We start from the raw sequence: 16,703 nt of genomic DNA on the forward strand, positions 1-16,703 counted from the left end.
AAGTAAAGATTATTTGTCCATGAGAAAGTTAGTTAAAGGAAAGGTTATGAAATTAAGAGTTTATTCAACTCAACTTAGAAAGCTGAATGTTTTTATGTTGGTCATCGCTGGAGCCATAAGTTTAGCAGGATGTGGTGAAAAGAGCAGTTCAGAAGTAGTTGAACAAGCTAGCGAAACCGTCACTACCGCTAAAAAACCTAACATCATTTTGTTGATGACAGATGATCAGGGTTACGGCGACTTCAGCATGAATGATAACCCTATTGTGCAAACTCCAAATATTGCGGAGTTAGCGGCTGAAAGTCAGCGTTTTACTAACTTTCATGTTGATCCTACCTGTTCACCTACTCGTTCGGCTTTATTGAGTGGTAAATATTCATTACGTGCGGGAGTTTGGCACACTGTAATGGGTCGACATATGCTGTCAGATCAACATCATATTTTACCTGAGATATTAGGTGATGCAGGTTATAAAACGGCAATAATCGGTAAATGGCATTTAGGTGATAATTATCCCTTTAGACCACAAGACCAAGGGTTTGACCATGTGTTAAGTCATGGTGGTGGCGGTGTTGGTCAAGCACCTGATTATTGGGAAAACGACCAGTTCGACGATACTTACTTTTTGAACGGCAAAGAAAAGCAATATTATGGTTTTGCTACCGATGTGTGGTTTGATGAAGCCATTGATTATATTCATAAACAAGCAAAACAAGACGATCCATTCTTTTTATATTTATCGACTAACGCTCCGCATACTCCTTGGCGCGCACCAGAACAATATATTGAACCATACAAAGCTTTAGGCCTAGATGATGATCTAGCTAAATTCTACGGCATGATCACTAATATCGATGACAATGTGGCACGCCTTCGCCAAGCTATGCGTGATGATAAAATTGAAGATAATACTATCTTTATTTTCATGACTGACAATGGTTCATCAATGGCCACTAAAAGCGATGGTGAGCCACTTACTAGGCTTTCTGCCGAAGTTAAGTTAGCCATTGAAGCTAAGACAGGCAAAAAACTAACTACCTTAAATAGCTATATGCGTGAGGGAAAAGCTTCTACCTATGAGGGCGGACACCGTGTACCGTTTTTTATTCGCTGGCCAAATGGAAATTTAGGAAAACCAGGTGAATTTTCTGACTTATCTGCTCACGTTGATTTATTGCCTACTTTACTCGATTTAGTCGGCATTGAAGATCAAAGTATAGACACCGACGGTATTTCTCTGGCGTCTTTATTAAAAGACGGAACTGCCTTACCTGATAGAACTATGGTAGTGACTAATCAGCGTGTATTAAACCCAAGCCCACAACGTCCTTATTCTGTGATGCAAGGTAACTGGCGTTATGTGCATGGGGTAGAAACTGGCGGGGTTGAATTGTTTGATTTAAGCAATGATCCTGGACAACAAAATGATATCAGCGAGCAACATCCAGAACGTGTTGCGGCTATGACAAAAGCGTATGAAAAATGGTGGCAGCATACTACAGGTAAAGGCACACCTACTACTCGTCCGATTGTCGGTTCAGACCATGAGAATCCCTCTAGATTGACAGGTATGGATTGGTTATCTCCTAATACTGGACAAGTACCTTGGTGGCCTGGTTTTGGCACCGATAAATGGGGCAAAGGTCATGGTTGGGTGGGTAATGAAGATAAATTCATGGTTTCACCTTGGGCATTAAAAGTCGATCAAAATGGCACTTATTCCATGACTTTATATCTGCATGATATTCCAGCAAACAAAGTGATAGGCAAGAGTTTTGCTCACTTGCAACTGAATGGCAAAGTCATCACTCAACCAATTGTTGAAGATGCCACATCAGTTCGTTTTGAAACGACCTTAGAGGCTGGTGATCTAGATGTGCGTGCTTGGTTCGATGATAAAACCGATGATAGCGACTTAGATAAAGGCTTACCGGCATTTTATATGTACGTTGAAAGACTATAAGTCAGCAACAGAAAAAATGAATATTAACTATAAAAAAACATGTATTTATGCTGCTTTATTAAGTTTGTCCTTACTCTCTATGGCAGCATATTCAGCTGTTGGTTGCAGCAGTGAAGAACTCGCTGCACATAGAGCATTAAGCGAAGCAGAAAAAGCCAAGGTTTATGGCTTCGAAGGTTCGGGTATCCCTTGTTCTACCCAAATGAAAGCGCTAACGAAAGAGTGGCAAGCAATGAACCGCTCTGCAGCTAAGCAGAAGGGACGTGAACGTTTTAATGAAAACAAATACGGCATGTTCATTCACTGGGGATTATATTCATCATTAGGCGGCATTTACAAAGGTGAAAAAACCGAAGAGGGACGCGGTACTGGCCCATCTATTGGTGAATGGATCATGCGTCGTAAAGAAATTCCTCGGGCTGAATATGCTGAGTTAGCAAAAGACTTCAATCCACAAAAATTTAACGCCGAAGAATGGGTGGCCATAGCTAAAGCCGCAGGCATGAAATATATCGTCATGGGAGCAAAGCACCATGAAGGTTTTGCAATGTTTGATTCAGATGTTGATGACTTCAACCTAGTTGATGCCACACCATTTGGTCGCGATGCAATAAAAGAAATGGAGATAGCGGCGAAAAAAGCCGATATCGATTTTGGTGTGTACTACTCAAATTCTCTTGATTGGCGCTCGGGTGGTGATGGTGGCATGCAAGACTATGGTCCTGCGCCTGGTATTAAAGCTAGACGCAGTGCGATGCCCAATACTTGGGATCCTAGCTCGATTACATTTGACGATTTCATTCAAAAAAAATCAATTCCACAAGTAAAAGAATTGTTGGAAAAGTATGAGTTAAGCCAAATTTGGTTTGATACACCTATTTATATTCCAGCCCAATACAGTATGGAATTTTATAAAACTGTGTATAACGCAAACCCTGAAATATTGGTAAATGCCCGTATTGGTAATGGTTTTGGCGATATTGGTACCCCTGGTGATAATGTCATACCCGATGAAGCAAGTAGTAATACTTGGGAAGGTATTGCCACCACTAATAATACTTGGGGTTTTAAATCCTATGATACTGATTGGAAGCAGCCAATTGAATTATTGTACTGGTTGGTGGCGAATGTCAGCAAAGGTGGAAACTTCTTATTAAATGTAGGCCCGGATGGCGAAGGAGTCATTCCTGTTGAATCAGCTAATATCTTAAAAGAAGTTGGCCAATGGTTAAGTATGAATGGTGAGGCGATTTACGACTCTCAGCCTTGGCAAGTTGATCATGAAGGTCCGACTAATCTTAGTATGAAAGGCACCAAACATAGAGAAAACAATAAAGTCGCTTTCGACTTTAAAGACAATGATTTTTGGTTTACCAGCAAGGCTAATAAAATTTATGTGATTTCTTTAGCTAATCCCAATACGAATAAAGTCTCGATTAAATCACTGAGTGGCCAAGAGATCAAAAGTATCCGGGTATTAGGACAAGATGACAGGGTTAATTGGCAGCAAGGCCCTGATGCTATCAATATTCAATTACCTAAAATACATAACGACAGCATTGGTTATGCCTTGGAAATAAGCTTGTAGGCAATAAAAATTAAGGTAGCTGAAGATACTTAATTAATTAGCTAATTTAGCTCAGCTGCCTAGCAATAAACGATAGGAAAAATTATGACATTCAGTAAATTAAGGTTAACCAGTGTTATTACGGGCCTCTTTTTAGTACTAACCACCTCTGCCACTTATGCCAAACAAACTGAAAAAGCAGTGGAAAAACCGAATATTATCTTCATTTTTGCTGATGATTTAGGTTGGGGAGATATTAGTAAACACGGTCATCCAGATATACGTACCCCCAATATAGACAGATTAGCTGAAGAAGGTTCTGAGTTTTATCAGTTTAGCGTTTCTAATCCAGTATGTTCTCCTAGCCGAGCTGCAGTATTAACTGGACAGTATCCGTCAAGAAATAGTGTTCATCGCCACTTTGCAACCCTAGAGCATCATCAAAACTTCGCTATGCCTGATTGGTTAGACAATACAGTTGTAACTATGCCAAAAGTGTTGCGACAAACAGGTTACAGAACGGCCCATTTCGGTAAATGGCATTTAACCAACAGAAATGTAAAAGATGCACCATTGCCTTCTGAGTATGGGTATGACGAAGCAGCTGTTTTCAACGGCCCAGGTCCACAAACAGATACCTTTAAACTCTATGATGATGCGTTAGATTTTATCAAGCGTAATAAAGACAAGCCTTTTTTCATCAATTTATGGATCCATGAAACCCATACACCTCATTACCCGCCAAAAGATTCCATGGCTAAATATACTCACTTAAATGAACAGGACCAAGTTTACGCGGCTGTGGTTGATGGTGCGGATCAACGTATCGGTAAAATTTTGAATTTATTAGATGAATTGGCCCTAACAGAGAACACCTTAGTGGTCTTTTCTAGTGATAATGGCCCGGAAGTCACAGGTCCTAAAAGTAAATATTTTCACCCTAACGATCCAGATGGAAAAGTTGAAGGTATCGAACCTTTAGGTACCTATTTTAGTGTCGGAAAAACCGCAGGTCTACGTGGTCAAAAACGCGACACTTATGAAGGTGGTTTACGTGTGCCTTTTTTAGTGCGTTGGCCTGGACATGTGCCTGTGGGACGGGTTGATACTCAGTCGGTGGTTACTGCAGTTGATTTATTACCAACTTTTGCTGATGTAGCAGGGGCAAAGTTACCAGAAGGTTATCAATCTGACGGTCAAAGTATTCTACCTTTATTGCTAGGTGGTACTTTAGAACGTGAAAAACCTATGTTCTGGCAATGGCAATACGGTAAAGCGTCAGGCAAAAAGCCAATGCTTGCTGTACGCGAAGGTCCTTGGAAACTGTTTTTCTATCAAGATAAAAACCAAATTGAATTATATAACTTGATGACAGATCGTGCTGAATCTATGAACGTTGCTGACCAATACCCACGGATTGTAAATAAATTAAAAAACTTAGCGCTGGAGTGGGATAAAACCTTGCCTACAGCACCACCTAAGTCGGCACTTTCGCAGCAAAGAAAAGTAAATTAGGCAATATTGAAGCGCAGTATGTTGTTGCAAATAAACCAGCGTGAGTTTTTGCATACAGCTCAAGCAAAAAATGAGTTCACCTGTCGAATAAGAAACAAATATAAAATAGTAATAGGAACACCAATGATGTTAACTAAAAATAAAATTGCAGCAACATTAGCAAGAGTGATACTTGTATCAACTGTCTTATCTGCACCTGTATATTCTCAAGACAGTGAGGTTGAAAAAACACAGTCTATGGATGAAATGTGGGGTGACAGCAGTTTAGATAAAGCTAAACATGCTAACGCTGAACGTGGTGCGTGGTTTTCTGAAGATAAATATTCTATGTTTATTCACTGGGGGCTTTTTTCAATTCCCGCTGGTGAATGGAAAGGCAAAACCTATTACGGTATTTCTGAATGGTTAATGTCTGGTCGCGTGGCTGGTATTCCAAAAGAAGAATATAAAGAATTAGCCAAACAGTTTAATCCAACAAAATTTGATGCTAAAGCTATCGTGCAATTGGCAGTCGATGCCGGCATGAAAAATATTGTTATTACCGCAAAACACCATGAAGGTTTTGCTATGTATGATTCTAAAAGCAGTACCTATGATATTGCCGATGCCTCTCCCTTTAAACGCGACCCATTAAAAGAGCTGGCTGATGCCTGTGAAGAAGCGGGTATTGGCTTGGGCTTTTATTATTCTCAAATGCAAGATTGGTATGAACAAGGTAGCGCCAGTATTCCTTGGTCATCTGAAAAGCAAGAAGGGGACTTTACCGAGTATTTTGAGCGAAAGGTGGTTCCACAAGTTACTGAATTACTCACTCAGTATGGTCCAATTCGCACCGTTTGGTTTGATACGCCTGGAGACATGACTAAAGCTCAATCTCAAAAACTAGTTGATCTAGTGAGAAGTTTACAACCTAAAGCCATGATAAATAGTCGAATAGGTAATGGGGTGGGGGATTTCTCTACCTTAGGTGACCATAGCCTTTCACAAGTTAACCACCCTGGCCTTTGGGAAACCATTGATACTACTAATAATAGCTGGGGTGATGCTTGGTATGACAAAAATTGGAAATCAGGCACAGAAATATTACACCGTTTAATTGCGACTGTAGGTCGTGGCGGTAACTATATGCTTAATATCGGCCCAAGAGGTAATGGTGAAGTACCGGAAATGGCAGCTAAAGGATTACGCCGTGCAGGTAAATGGTTAGCCCAAAATGGCGAAACAATCTATGGTGCTAAAGGATCTCCTTGGGGACGAGCTCAATCATGGGGCGATATTACCACTAAGGGGAATGAACTTTATTTACATGTGTTTGATTGGCCTGAAGATGGAAAAATTAATTTATCAGGCTTGAGTAATGACATTGTTTCTGCACGTGTAATTAACACAGAAGAGCCTGGATTGTTAAGCGGTTTATTTAATAAAGACCAAGGTGAAGTGAACTTTGCTAAGCAAACCAATGGTTGGACCAGCTTTACTTTACCAGCAAATAAACCTGAATCTTTAGTACCGGTAATTGTTGTCGAGCTTAAAGGCGAGCCAAAAGTAGATAAAACTATTGGTATTGATCCAAGTATTGAAACAACGCTAAATTCAGCTTTTGCTAGTTGTAATGGTTGTACTAATGAAGAAATTCGTTGGATGCAAAAATTCGGGGATTGGAATTATGCTAATAATCTGCGGACTTGGAAAGATAATGGCAAAGGTGAATGGCAAGTTGATGTAGCTAAGGCCGGTGATTATTTCTTTGAAGTAGAATATTCAGCCGATGAACTAGTTGATTTTAGCGAGTGGATATTCTCATTTAATGGTGAAGAATTAATGTTACAAGCACTAGATACTGGAGAGCGCAGAAACTCTAAGCGTCAAGGCGGACATAAAACTCTATACCGTTACCGCACTGATGAAGTAGGCGTTGTGAATCTTAAAGCAGGTAAACAAGCGATAACAGTAACACCAAAAGGTAAGGTCGTTTCAGGCGGCATCAACCTTAAAGCTATCCATTTAACTCCGATTGTTGAGTGAGATTTTCATGAAAAAAATTATGTTATCTTCAGTAGTTAAGGTATTAATGTTAGTGGGTTTGTCTTCTTGCTCGTTAACAGAGCTGGCTAATGAAGAACAACCTCTAGCTAAACAGCCTAATATCGTCATCTTGTATGCTGACGATATGGGGATGGGGGATTTAGGAAGTTTTAATAAAGACTCAAAAATCCCAACCCCCAATTTAGATCAATTAGCAGCGCAAGGCATGCGTTTTACAGATGCTCACTCTTCATCAGGCATTTGTACGCCGTCACGTTATGCCTTACTAACTGGGCGTTATCATTGGCGTAAATTTCACGGCATAGTGCAGGCTTTTGGACCATCGGCATTTTCTCCAGAAAGATTGACGCTACCTGAAATGTTACAACAAAAAGGTTATGACACAGCCGCTATTGGTAAGTGGCATTTAGGTTGGGACTGGGATGCGGTTCGTAAAGAAGGACGGCCTAAAAAAGGTGTGACGCCAGATGATTTTGATTGGGATAAATCTATACCTGGTGGACCATTAGATAACGGTTTTGATTATTACTTCGGTGATACTGTAATTAACTTCCCGCCTTATGTTTGGATTGAGAATGATAAAGTGACTCAAACGCCAGACACTATGGTTGATAAAGATCTTTGGATAGTCAAAGAAGGTAATATGGAGTTTCGCAAAGGGCCAATGATCACTGGTTGGAATCCTTATGAAAATATTCCTACCACAACACAAAAAGGTGTTAACTATATTAAGCAGCATGCAAAGAATGACAAACCTTTCTTTTTATACTTTGCTTATCCGTCACCCCACGCACCTATTATTCCAAATGACAGATTTGATAATACTTCTAAAGCCGGCCCATATGGCGATTTAATGGTAGAAACAGATGATTCTATTGGCCAGTTATTACAAGCCATAAAAAGTGCTGGGATTGAAGATAATACCTTAGTGATTTTCAGTTCGGATAATGGGCCTGAACATTATGCTTATTTACGAGATGAAAAATTTGAGCACTGGTCATCGTATCCTTATCGAGGCTTAAAGCGTGATATTTACGAAGGTGGACATAGAGTACCTATGATAGTGCGCTGGCCTAACAATGTGCCAGCTAACAGCAAAACTGATGAGTTAGTTTCACAAATTGATATCATGGCAACACTCGCTAATCTGGTGGGTTTTGACTTACCTAATGATGCCGCAGAAGACTCGTTTAACCAACTGCCACTATGGACGGGTAAATCCCCAGTCAGTAGTCGTGACTCTCTGGTACATAATACTTTCGCCGAGAAATATGCCATTCGTAGTAATGATTGGACCCTAATCGCTACCAAGACAGGTAATGAGAATAGTCGTTTAGAAAGATTTAATTATTCTGATTGGCAAAAAAGGCATGGTTATGTGAGTGACGATAATGTTAAAGGTCAATTATTTGATATGGCTAGTGACAGTGGGCAACGCCATAACCTAATTGAAAAACATCCTGAAAAAGTCAGTGAATTACAGCAACAGCTGACGACAATTCAAAGCCAAGGCTGGTCAGCCCCGCATGCCAAGAAGTAATTATTCTTTTAAGTTAACTTATCCTAGCTGATTAGACAGCTAGGATTTTCAAATGACAAAAACACAGTAATCAAGGTGCTTTATGAACAAGTTTTTAGGATTCATCTCCATTATAATGGTGAGCTGCAGCGTGCAGGCAATCCAATCAAACAACACAATTAATAAGCCTAATATCATCATTTTTTATGTTGACGATTTAGGTTGGCAAGATTCTGAATTAAACGATGTGGATGAACCTACGCCTTGGGAAACGCCTAATATGGTAGCGTTAGCAAAGCGTGGAATGAACTTTTCTCAAGCTTATTCGTCTGCACCTACTTGTGCACCATCAAGAGGTGGTTTGATATCTGGGCAGCATCCTGCTAAAACAAATTTTACTCATGTAAGTGGTGCGGGTATTCCTAAAGCAATTAATAAACGCAGCCAATTAATTGCTCCATATTTTAATGATCATCTTAGCCCTAAAACCTTGACATTAGCTGAAGCATTAAAAGCCAATGGTTATAAAACCGGCCATGTTGGTAAATGGCACATGGGTAGTTACGCGAGTAATTCTCCAGCGGCCTATGGCTTTGATTTTTCATTTGAAAAAAGAGGGGCACATACAGGAAGTAAAGCGCGTCATAAAGACTTTGACAATAAACAATTTCCTTTAAGCAAAGAAAAGTATCCGCCATTTAGTAAGAAACACCCACAAGGTATTTCATATCCACTTGATTTAGTAACAGAGAATGCACTTAACTTTGTAACCGAGAATAAACAACAACCATTTTTTCTTTATTTAGCCCACTGGATGGTACATGTACCTATAGTGACTAAAAACAAAGCTTTACTTGAATATTATACAGACAAGTTAGGTATTCCTTTTCCTCAAAATGCTGATCCTATCACTACAGAAGGTCAAACTAATCCTTATTATGGTGCCATGGTAACAACAGTTGATTGGAGTTTAGGTCGTTTAATGTCATTACTTGAAACAACTGATGATCCACGTAATCCAGGAAAAAAACTAATTGAAACCACTTATATTTTCTTCTCATCAGACAATGGCGGCGCAGAAAGACATGCCACTGAAATCATCACAGATAACTTGCCGTTAGATAAAGGCAAAAAACATACTGAAGAGGGTGGTGTTAGAGTACCTATGGTGGTGACAGGACCTACAGTTACTCAAGATGTAACATATGATGGTATGGTGAATCAGCTTGATTACTACCCAACAATTTTAGAATTAACTGACACTAAAATTTCTCAACAAGACAGCGATAAACTTAGCGGACTTAATTTATCTGCGGTGCTTAAAGATAAAAATAAACAAGTCACTGATCAAAATGGCGAAGTGCGAAAGAACTTATTCTGGCACTTTCCACATAATCTAGACGATTCAATGCGTGGGGCTATTCGTCAGGGTGACTATAAACTTCATAAGTATTACCTAGATAATCATTATTCTTTATACCGATTATATAAAGATGGTAAGCGCTTTGATATTGAAGAAAAAAATGACCTAGCGGCACTGCCTGAATATGCCCAAGTGGTAAAAGAATTGGCAACTAATTTGGAGCAATTATTAGCAGAAAATAATGCCATTTATCCTAACTTAAACCCTGAACATGAGGATAATATAGCTACGAGAAAAGCTGTTCCTGTCGTTGTTTCAAGTACCTTTAACAAAACTAGACGTATGGCTGAAATCACCTTAACAAAAGGAAAAACGCCGTTAAAAGAAGCCTATATATTGGTTGAAATAGCTAAAACTAAAGGCAGTGATAAACGGGAAAAACGTGGCAAGTTGGTAGTGACGTATAAAAAGTTGCCAGTTGAAATTGACTCTAACAAAATGACAGTTTCAGGCCATGTTCCAGAAGGTCATGATGCTTACCTTTTTGTGTTAATTGATGAAAATAATTTCTTAGTAAAAAGCGATAAGTACAAATCCCTTTAATTTTTATTGCCGTTAGTCGTCAATTTTTAAGGATTGGTATGTATAAAAAATTAATCTTGGTGATAGCTTTTTATGCCGTAGCCTTATTTTCAGGGTATGCCTCAGCCGCCGAGAAACCGAATATATTGTTCATTTTTGCTGATGACCAAATGTATAAATCATTGGGAACTAACAATAAGGATATTAAAACTCCCAATCTTGATAGTTTAGCGGCACGGGGAGTCAGTTTTACCCATGCTTATAATCCAGGTTCATACTCACCAGCTGTATGTATGGCGAGTAGAATGATGTTAAATTCTGGAGCTTTTCTTTGGCAAGCGGCTAAATATCCCTCTCGTAATAAAATTGCTGCTAACAGTACTAATTCCAACAGTGCCTATTGGAGCCAATATATAAAAGATGCAGGTTACGAAACCTATATGTCAGGTAAGTGGCATGTACCTGTTTCGGCAAAAGCACTTTTTGATCACAGCACTCATATTCGTGCTGGTATGCCTAAACAAACACCGATTCGTTATCGCCGAAAATTTATCGAAGGAGAAGCTGACACATGGTCTCCCTATGACAAGTCAAAAGGCGGTTTTTGGCAAGGTGGTAAACATTGGAGTAAAGTACTTGCTGATGACGGTCAAAACTTTTTAGAACAAACTAAAAACAGTGACAAACCCTTCTTCATGTATTTGGCATTTAATGCCCCCCATGATCCACGCCAAGCGCCAAAGAAATTTGTGGATATGTACCCAGTTAAAAATATCACAGTACCTGAAAATTTCTTAACAAGTTACCCCTATAATGAACATGCCGGTGCGCCTGAAACCTTAAGAGATGAACGCTTGGCTCCACACCCACGCACTAAATTCGCAGTACAAACGAACTTACAAGAATATTATGCTTCGATTAGCCATTTAGATGAACAGGTAGGTCGTATACTTAAAGCACTCGAAGCAACAGGGAAAGAAGAAAACACTTACATCATATTTACCGCCGACCATGGTTTAGCTGTAGGTGATCATGGTTTTATGGGTAAACAAAATATGTATGACCGTAGTATACGTGTTCCCTTATTTATCGTCGGCCCAGGTTTAGCCCACGGCAAGCAAGTAACCGCGCCTGTATATCTGCAAGATGTTATGCCTACTTCGATAGAACTTGCCGGCGCTAAGGTACCTGAAAATGTAGCCTTTCATTCATTGCTGCCTCTTGCAACAGGGAAAACCGATAGTAGTGCTTATCCTGCAATTTATGGTGCTTACACCCATTTACAACGTATGTACCGCACTGAAAAATATAAATTAATTATTTATCCCAATGCCAATGTGGTGCGTTTGTACGATATGGCAAATGATCCCTTTGAAATGCATGATTTGGCCGAAGCTAAAAATAAACCCGTTAAGTTGATGGGACAATTATTTAGTGAATTTCTCGAACTGCAAAAAGCAATTGATGATCCTTTAGATGTGAGTCAGGTATTAGCTAATTTTCTAAATGGAGTACCTGCATTACCTTTATCTAAAGGCAATGCAAAACACGAATAGACTTACTGATTACAACAACACTCGAAAACAACCTACTAGTAAAAATGATGATTAGTAGTTTGACTTATAGTCGCTTACGTAGCATGACAATGATGTGTTTGGCCAACCAGAACTAAACTTTCTGGTGCTTGAAAATATCAATTGTTATTTGTTTCATTCACTGAATACCAGTACTTAGATTAGTAACAGGAAACGTTATGAAAAAAATTAAATTATTGCATTTTAAATTACTAAATTATTGGAGATTAAGCATTGCCCAGCTTAGATTTTTCCAATTAAAAACAGTCTCTAAAATGATCATTTTTTCAATGCTATTTTGTCTTAATTTACCCCAAGCATTGGCTAACGAAAGACCAGAGAAGCCCAATGTAATGTTAATCCTAACCGATGATTTAGGCTGGCAAGACGTAAAACGTTACGATATTGATAAACCTTCACCATTCGAAACTCCTAATATCGATAAACTAGCTGATGAAGGCGTTCTTTTTTGGCAGGCTTATTCTCCGGCTACCACTTGTTCACCTTCTAGGGGAGCTATTTTATCTGGTAAACATCCTGTACGTATCCAAAGAACTAGCGTAAGAGGTGGGCATCCCCCTTTACCATATAATCAATCGTCTCCTTTAATTAGCCCTTGGATGAAAGGGGCGTTAGATTCCTCTGAAATAACAATTGCGGAATTGTTGCAGAAAAATGGTTACAAAACAGGCCATTCAGGCAAATGGCATGTTGGAGTTGCTGGAACGGATATACCTTTGCCTACAGAGCAAGGATTTGAGTTCTCAAAACATGGTTTTGGGGCGCATAAGCGCATGCAGGATAGAACCAAAGAATTTTCAACCACAGATACTTCTGAGCCATTTTACTTAGATGATAAAGGCTTCCCATTTGATGACATCACCCAAGATGGCCTTGATTTTATGGAACAAGCTAAAAACAGCCCGTTTTTTCTGTTTTATTCTTCTCGCTTAGTACACACCCCTATCCAAACAAGAAGCGAAGTATTATTACGTAAATACTATGCAAAATTGGGCGTAGAGTATCCGAAAAAACAAGATGTGTGGGACGAACAGGGTCAACAGAATGCTTATTATGCCGCTATGGTTGAAATGATAGATCACTACACCGGTTTATTGATTAAGTACTTACAACAAACAGATGATCCAAGATGGCCAGGACATAAGTTAATTGAAAATACCTATGTGATTTTCACCTCAGATAATGGTGGTATGGAACAACATACAAAAGAAATTATTACTGATAATTATCCTTTAGATAAAGGCAAAATAAATGCCAAAGAAGGGGGGGTGAGAGTACCTCTGATAATTACTGGTCCAAATATTTCAGCAAATCAACAATCAAATGTGATGGTTAATGGTGTTGATTTTTATCCGACAATACTAAGTTGGACTGGCACGCAAAAACAAGCCAAACAAATTTTAGATGGCGCTGATTTATCAACTTTACTGAAACAAGATCCAACCGATCAAAATTTAGTGATAGACCCTTGGACTGGAAAGGTTAGAGATACCATGATGTGGCATTTTCCCAATAGTTCTATGCAGTCTACGATCCGTATTGATGGTTATAAATTAATTCGCCAATATGAGGCTTCTGAAGAAAAAGCCACCTTAGAATTATATCAACTATATAAAAACGGTTCTAAACGCGTTGATATTGAGGAGTCTGTAAACTTGGCTGAGAAAATGCCACAAAAAGCCAAAGAGATGGATCAGCTCTTACAACAAAGGTTAGATAAATTAAATGCGAGGTATCCATATTTAAACCCACTTGCTAAGACGCCTTTACCTAATAAAAGTAAAATACCGACTGTAATTAACCATGGCATAGCAGGTGAAAATGTTTGGTTAACCTATAAAAATAATGGTGCCAAAGTGGTAAAAGCAGAGCTTATCTATACAACCAATGGAGGTGTGCGTGGTGAAGTTTGGTTGCCAATTACTATGCAACACAAGGATGGAAAAGTATCTGGAACCTTACCGGAAGGAACCAGTCATTACGTTTTTAATCTAATTGATGAAAATAATTTTTTAATTAGTTACCCAGAAGCTGGATATCAAAAATACACTAAAGTGTTTGCAAGCAAAGCTATTCCGGTAAAATAACTTATATGTAAAGAAGCACTATAGTGAAATTTTGTAGTGCTTCTATCTACTTTCTTTGTTGGTTATCTCCTAACAACTTTATGTTTATCTTGAATTAATTCTGCTGCCTAAGGAGTACTTGTCGTTCATTGTATAAATAAAAAGTCTTGTCTTATTTTTGTAAAAAATAATATCGCCAAAGTTAAATTTAATGTTGCAAAAATAAACAGGATAGCCTTGTGTTTTATGTTTTTTTATACAGTATATTATTTCAAATATAAAAACATACCGACTACAGTCTAAATAAATTATTTTGTGGCAGTTAAAGGAATATATATCTATGAAGCATCAGTTTTATAAAATCATTGTTATCGCCTTGAGTTTATTCGCACTAAATATGCAGGCATCTGCAGAAAATAATGGCTTCAAACCTTTATTTAATGGACAGAACTTTGATGGCTTTTACTTAAAACTACGTAGTGGCGATGAAGCTATGGCGAATAAAGTATTCGCCATTGAGGATAGAGCTGTTCATGTATTTAATGATGAATTTCCTGAAGAATATAAACTCAATACGGGCGAAAATGACACCCATGGTTTGTTTTATACCAAGAAAAAATACAGTAAATATATTTTAAGGTTTGAATATAAATGGGGCACAAAGATTGCCAATAACTTTAAGCAATGGCAGTACGATGCAGGTGTTTATTATCATGTCGTTAAAGATGATGTTTGGCCTGAGGGGATCGAATATCAAATTCGATACAACCACCTAAGCAAACGTAATCATTCTGGAGATTTGATCCGCCCTAATGGTGCTGACTATTTATGGTTCCCTGATGGTAAAAGCACCTTAAAAAATCCCAAATTTGTAGGTTCTGCCCATGGCCAGTCATTTTTACATCCAAACAAAGGTGGCACAGAGACCAAAGTGAAGGGCTGGCTACATTTGGCTAATGAGACCGATAACTTTAATGCTTTAAATGATAAGTGGAATCTAGTTGAAATTATTGTCATGGGTGGTGAATACGCAATCCATAAGTTAAATGGTGATGTGGTTAATATAGCCACTCAACTCAAACCTAGTGCCGGCATTATAGGCTTTCAAGCCGAAACTGCTGAGATTTTTTATCGCAATATAGAAATCAAAGAGCTCAGTGAAAGTGCTCCGATGGAAGATTTTTTGAAATAAAACCCTAGTTTGAATATCGCTAATTTAATAATTTGTGACTTTATCACTTGGTTATAAAGTCACAAATACCTAAACAATCACAACTAAGCAAGTGTGTTTTTACATAAATCCCTGAATGCTAATTAGCTAGGAGCAAGTTCACTGATTTATACACAATGCAGTTAAATCTGCGTAAATACATACAATACTTGCTAGGCACCACTTTATAATTATTATGCAATATATAAAACTTTCTATTTTTCTACTTTTATCATCTTGTGCCCAACATAATGAAGTCAGTATTGCCTCCCTCAACACACCTGTGGCGTTTATTGTACAAGGTGATGCCGATGCGAATATAAATTGGTGGGACAGTTTTGATAATAGCAATTTATCTGCAGTGGTTAGGCAAGGTCTCAATGATAACCATTCTTTACAGGCCAGAGATCTTAGATTAAAAAGTACTGCAATTGATGCTCGAATTGCTGGTGCTGCCCTTTACCCTGACCTAAATTTAAGCTCCAGTGCTACATCTAACTTTGATAACTTGGGCGATGTAAGTAGTGCTTCGTTGGGAATTAGTTCCAGTTGGGAAATAGATTTGTGGGGCAGACTTGACGCCACTGTCAATAGATCTAACTGGAGTGATCAAGAACAAGTATCATTATATCGAGGCAGTGCTAATTTAGTGGCTGGTAATATTACCAATGCTTGGTTAGGAGTGATTTCTGCGCAAGAAAAGAAGTTGGTTTTAGCTGAGCAGAACCAACGCACCAAAGACGCGTTAGCAGTCATTATGCGTCGTTTTAAAATGGGCAAAAATTCAGTCACTAATATATGGCAGCAACAAAAATTACTTAAGTCTATTGAAGTCCAACAATCAAGAAATCAAGCAGACTTATCTTTGTATCAACAAACTTTAGCCTTATGGTTGTCGATACCTACCAATGAATTAAATATCAAGGTTAACCAGGTATTACCTGCACTTCCAGCCTTACCAGTAATTGGTGTGCCGGCTGAGGTATTGAAGTACCGGCCAGATATAGAACAAGCCTTCGCTAAAATAAAAGCGGCGAATGAGAACCTCGCTATTGCCATAACTAATCAATACCCACGTATTTCTTTACGATCTAATTATTCCACATCAAAAAATTCAGTAAGCGACTTGTTTGATGACTGGTCCGGAAATCTAATTGCGTCGCTTGCTATGCCGTTATTTGATAGTGGTGAAAGAAAGTCTGTTGTTAAACAAAGAAAATTGCAGTTAGAAGCACTTATTTAGGATTATCAACAAGTTTGGTTAGAGGCAATTGCTA

Annotated in this window: 10 protein-coding genes; all 10 read left to right on the forward strand. The window is 38.6% G+C overall.

All coding sequences use genetic code 11. The features are described from left to right. The first annotated feature begins 46 nt into the window (after nt 1-46). The 10 genes from GQR87_RS21715 to GQR87_RS21760 all read left to right on the forward strand — a co-directional run bounded on the left by GQR87_RS21715 (nt 47) and on the right by GQR87_RS21760 (nt 16,669). Nucleotides 47-1,963: an arylsulfatase gene (locus tag GQR87_RS21715; protein ID WP_158972756.1), complete on the forward strand. Its 1,917-nt coding sequence runs from the start codon at nt 47-49 to the stop codon at nt 1,961-1,963. Between the two features lie 16 nt (nt 1,964-1,979). Next, complete coding sequence (locus tag GQR87_RS21720) at nt 1,980-3,551, forward strand: alpha-L-fucosidase (RefSeq protein WP_158972757.1); 1,572 nt, start codon at nt 1,980-1,982, stop codon at nt 3,549-3,551. Nucleotides 3,552-3,635: 84 nt separating this feature from the next. Further along, on the forward strand, nt 3,636-5,045 hold the full coding sequence (locus GQR87_RS21725) for a sulfatase-like hydrolase/transferase (RefSeq protein WP_158972758.1): 1,410 nt from the start codon (nt 3,636-3,638) through the stop codon (nt 5,043-5,045). A gap of 123 nt (nt 5,046-5,168) precedes the next feature. Beyond that, the gene (locus GQR87_RS21730) at nt 5,169-7,070 is read left to right on the forward strand and encodes an alpha-L-fucosidase (protein ID WP_158972759.1); all 1,902 of its coding nucleotides are present in this window, start codon (nt 5,169-5,171) and stop codon (nt 7,068-7,070) included. Nucleotides 7,071-7,077: 7 nt separating this feature from the next. Further along, on the forward strand, nt 7,078-8,631 hold the full coding sequence (locus GQR87_RS21735; protein WP_158972760.1) for an arylsulfatase: 1,554 nt from the start codon (nt 7,078-7,080) through the stop codon (nt 8,629-8,631). 130 nt (nt 8,632-8,761) lie between these two features. Next, nucleotides 8,762-10,576 (forward strand): sulfatase, encoded by a 1,815-nt coding sequence (locus tag GQR87_RS21740; protein ID WP_199271660.1) that lies wholly within the window; start codon nt 8,762-8,764, stop codon nt 10,574-10,576. 38 nt (nt 10,577-10,614) lie between these two features. Next, nucleotides 10,615-12,111: a sulfatase-like hydrolase/transferase gene (locus tag GQR87_RS21745; RefSeq protein ID WP_158972761.1), complete on the forward strand. Its 1,497-nt coding sequence runs from the start codon at nt 10,615-10,617 to the stop codon at nt 12,109-12,111. Between the two features lie 197 nt (nt 12,112-12,308). Continuing rightward, nucleotides 12,309-14,237: a sulfatase gene (locus GQR87_RS21750; protein WP_199271661.1), complete on the forward strand. Its 1,929-nt coding sequence runs from the start codon at nt 12,309-12,311 to the stop codon at nt 14,235-14,237. 319 nt (nt 14,238-14,556) lie between these two features. Beyond that, nucleotides 14,557-15,408: a DUF1080 domain-containing protein gene (locus GQR87_RS21755; protein ID WP_158972762.1), complete on the forward strand. Its 852-nt coding sequence runs from the start codon at nt 14,557-14,559 to the stop codon at nt 15,406-15,408. 214 nt (nt 15,409-15,622) lie between these two features. Beyond that, a complete protein-coding gene (locus GQR87_RS21760) occupies nt 15,623-16,669 on the forward strand; it encodes a TolC family protein (RefSeq protein WP_158972763.1) in 1,047 nt (348 codons plus the stop codon). Nucleotides 16,670-16,703: the final 34 nt, after the last annotated feature.

This window comes from Paraglaciecola sp. L3A3, from assembly GCF_009796765.1.
Classification (GTDB): Bacteria; Pseudomonadota; Gammaproteobacteria; order Enterobacterales; family Alteromonadaceae; genus Paraglaciecola.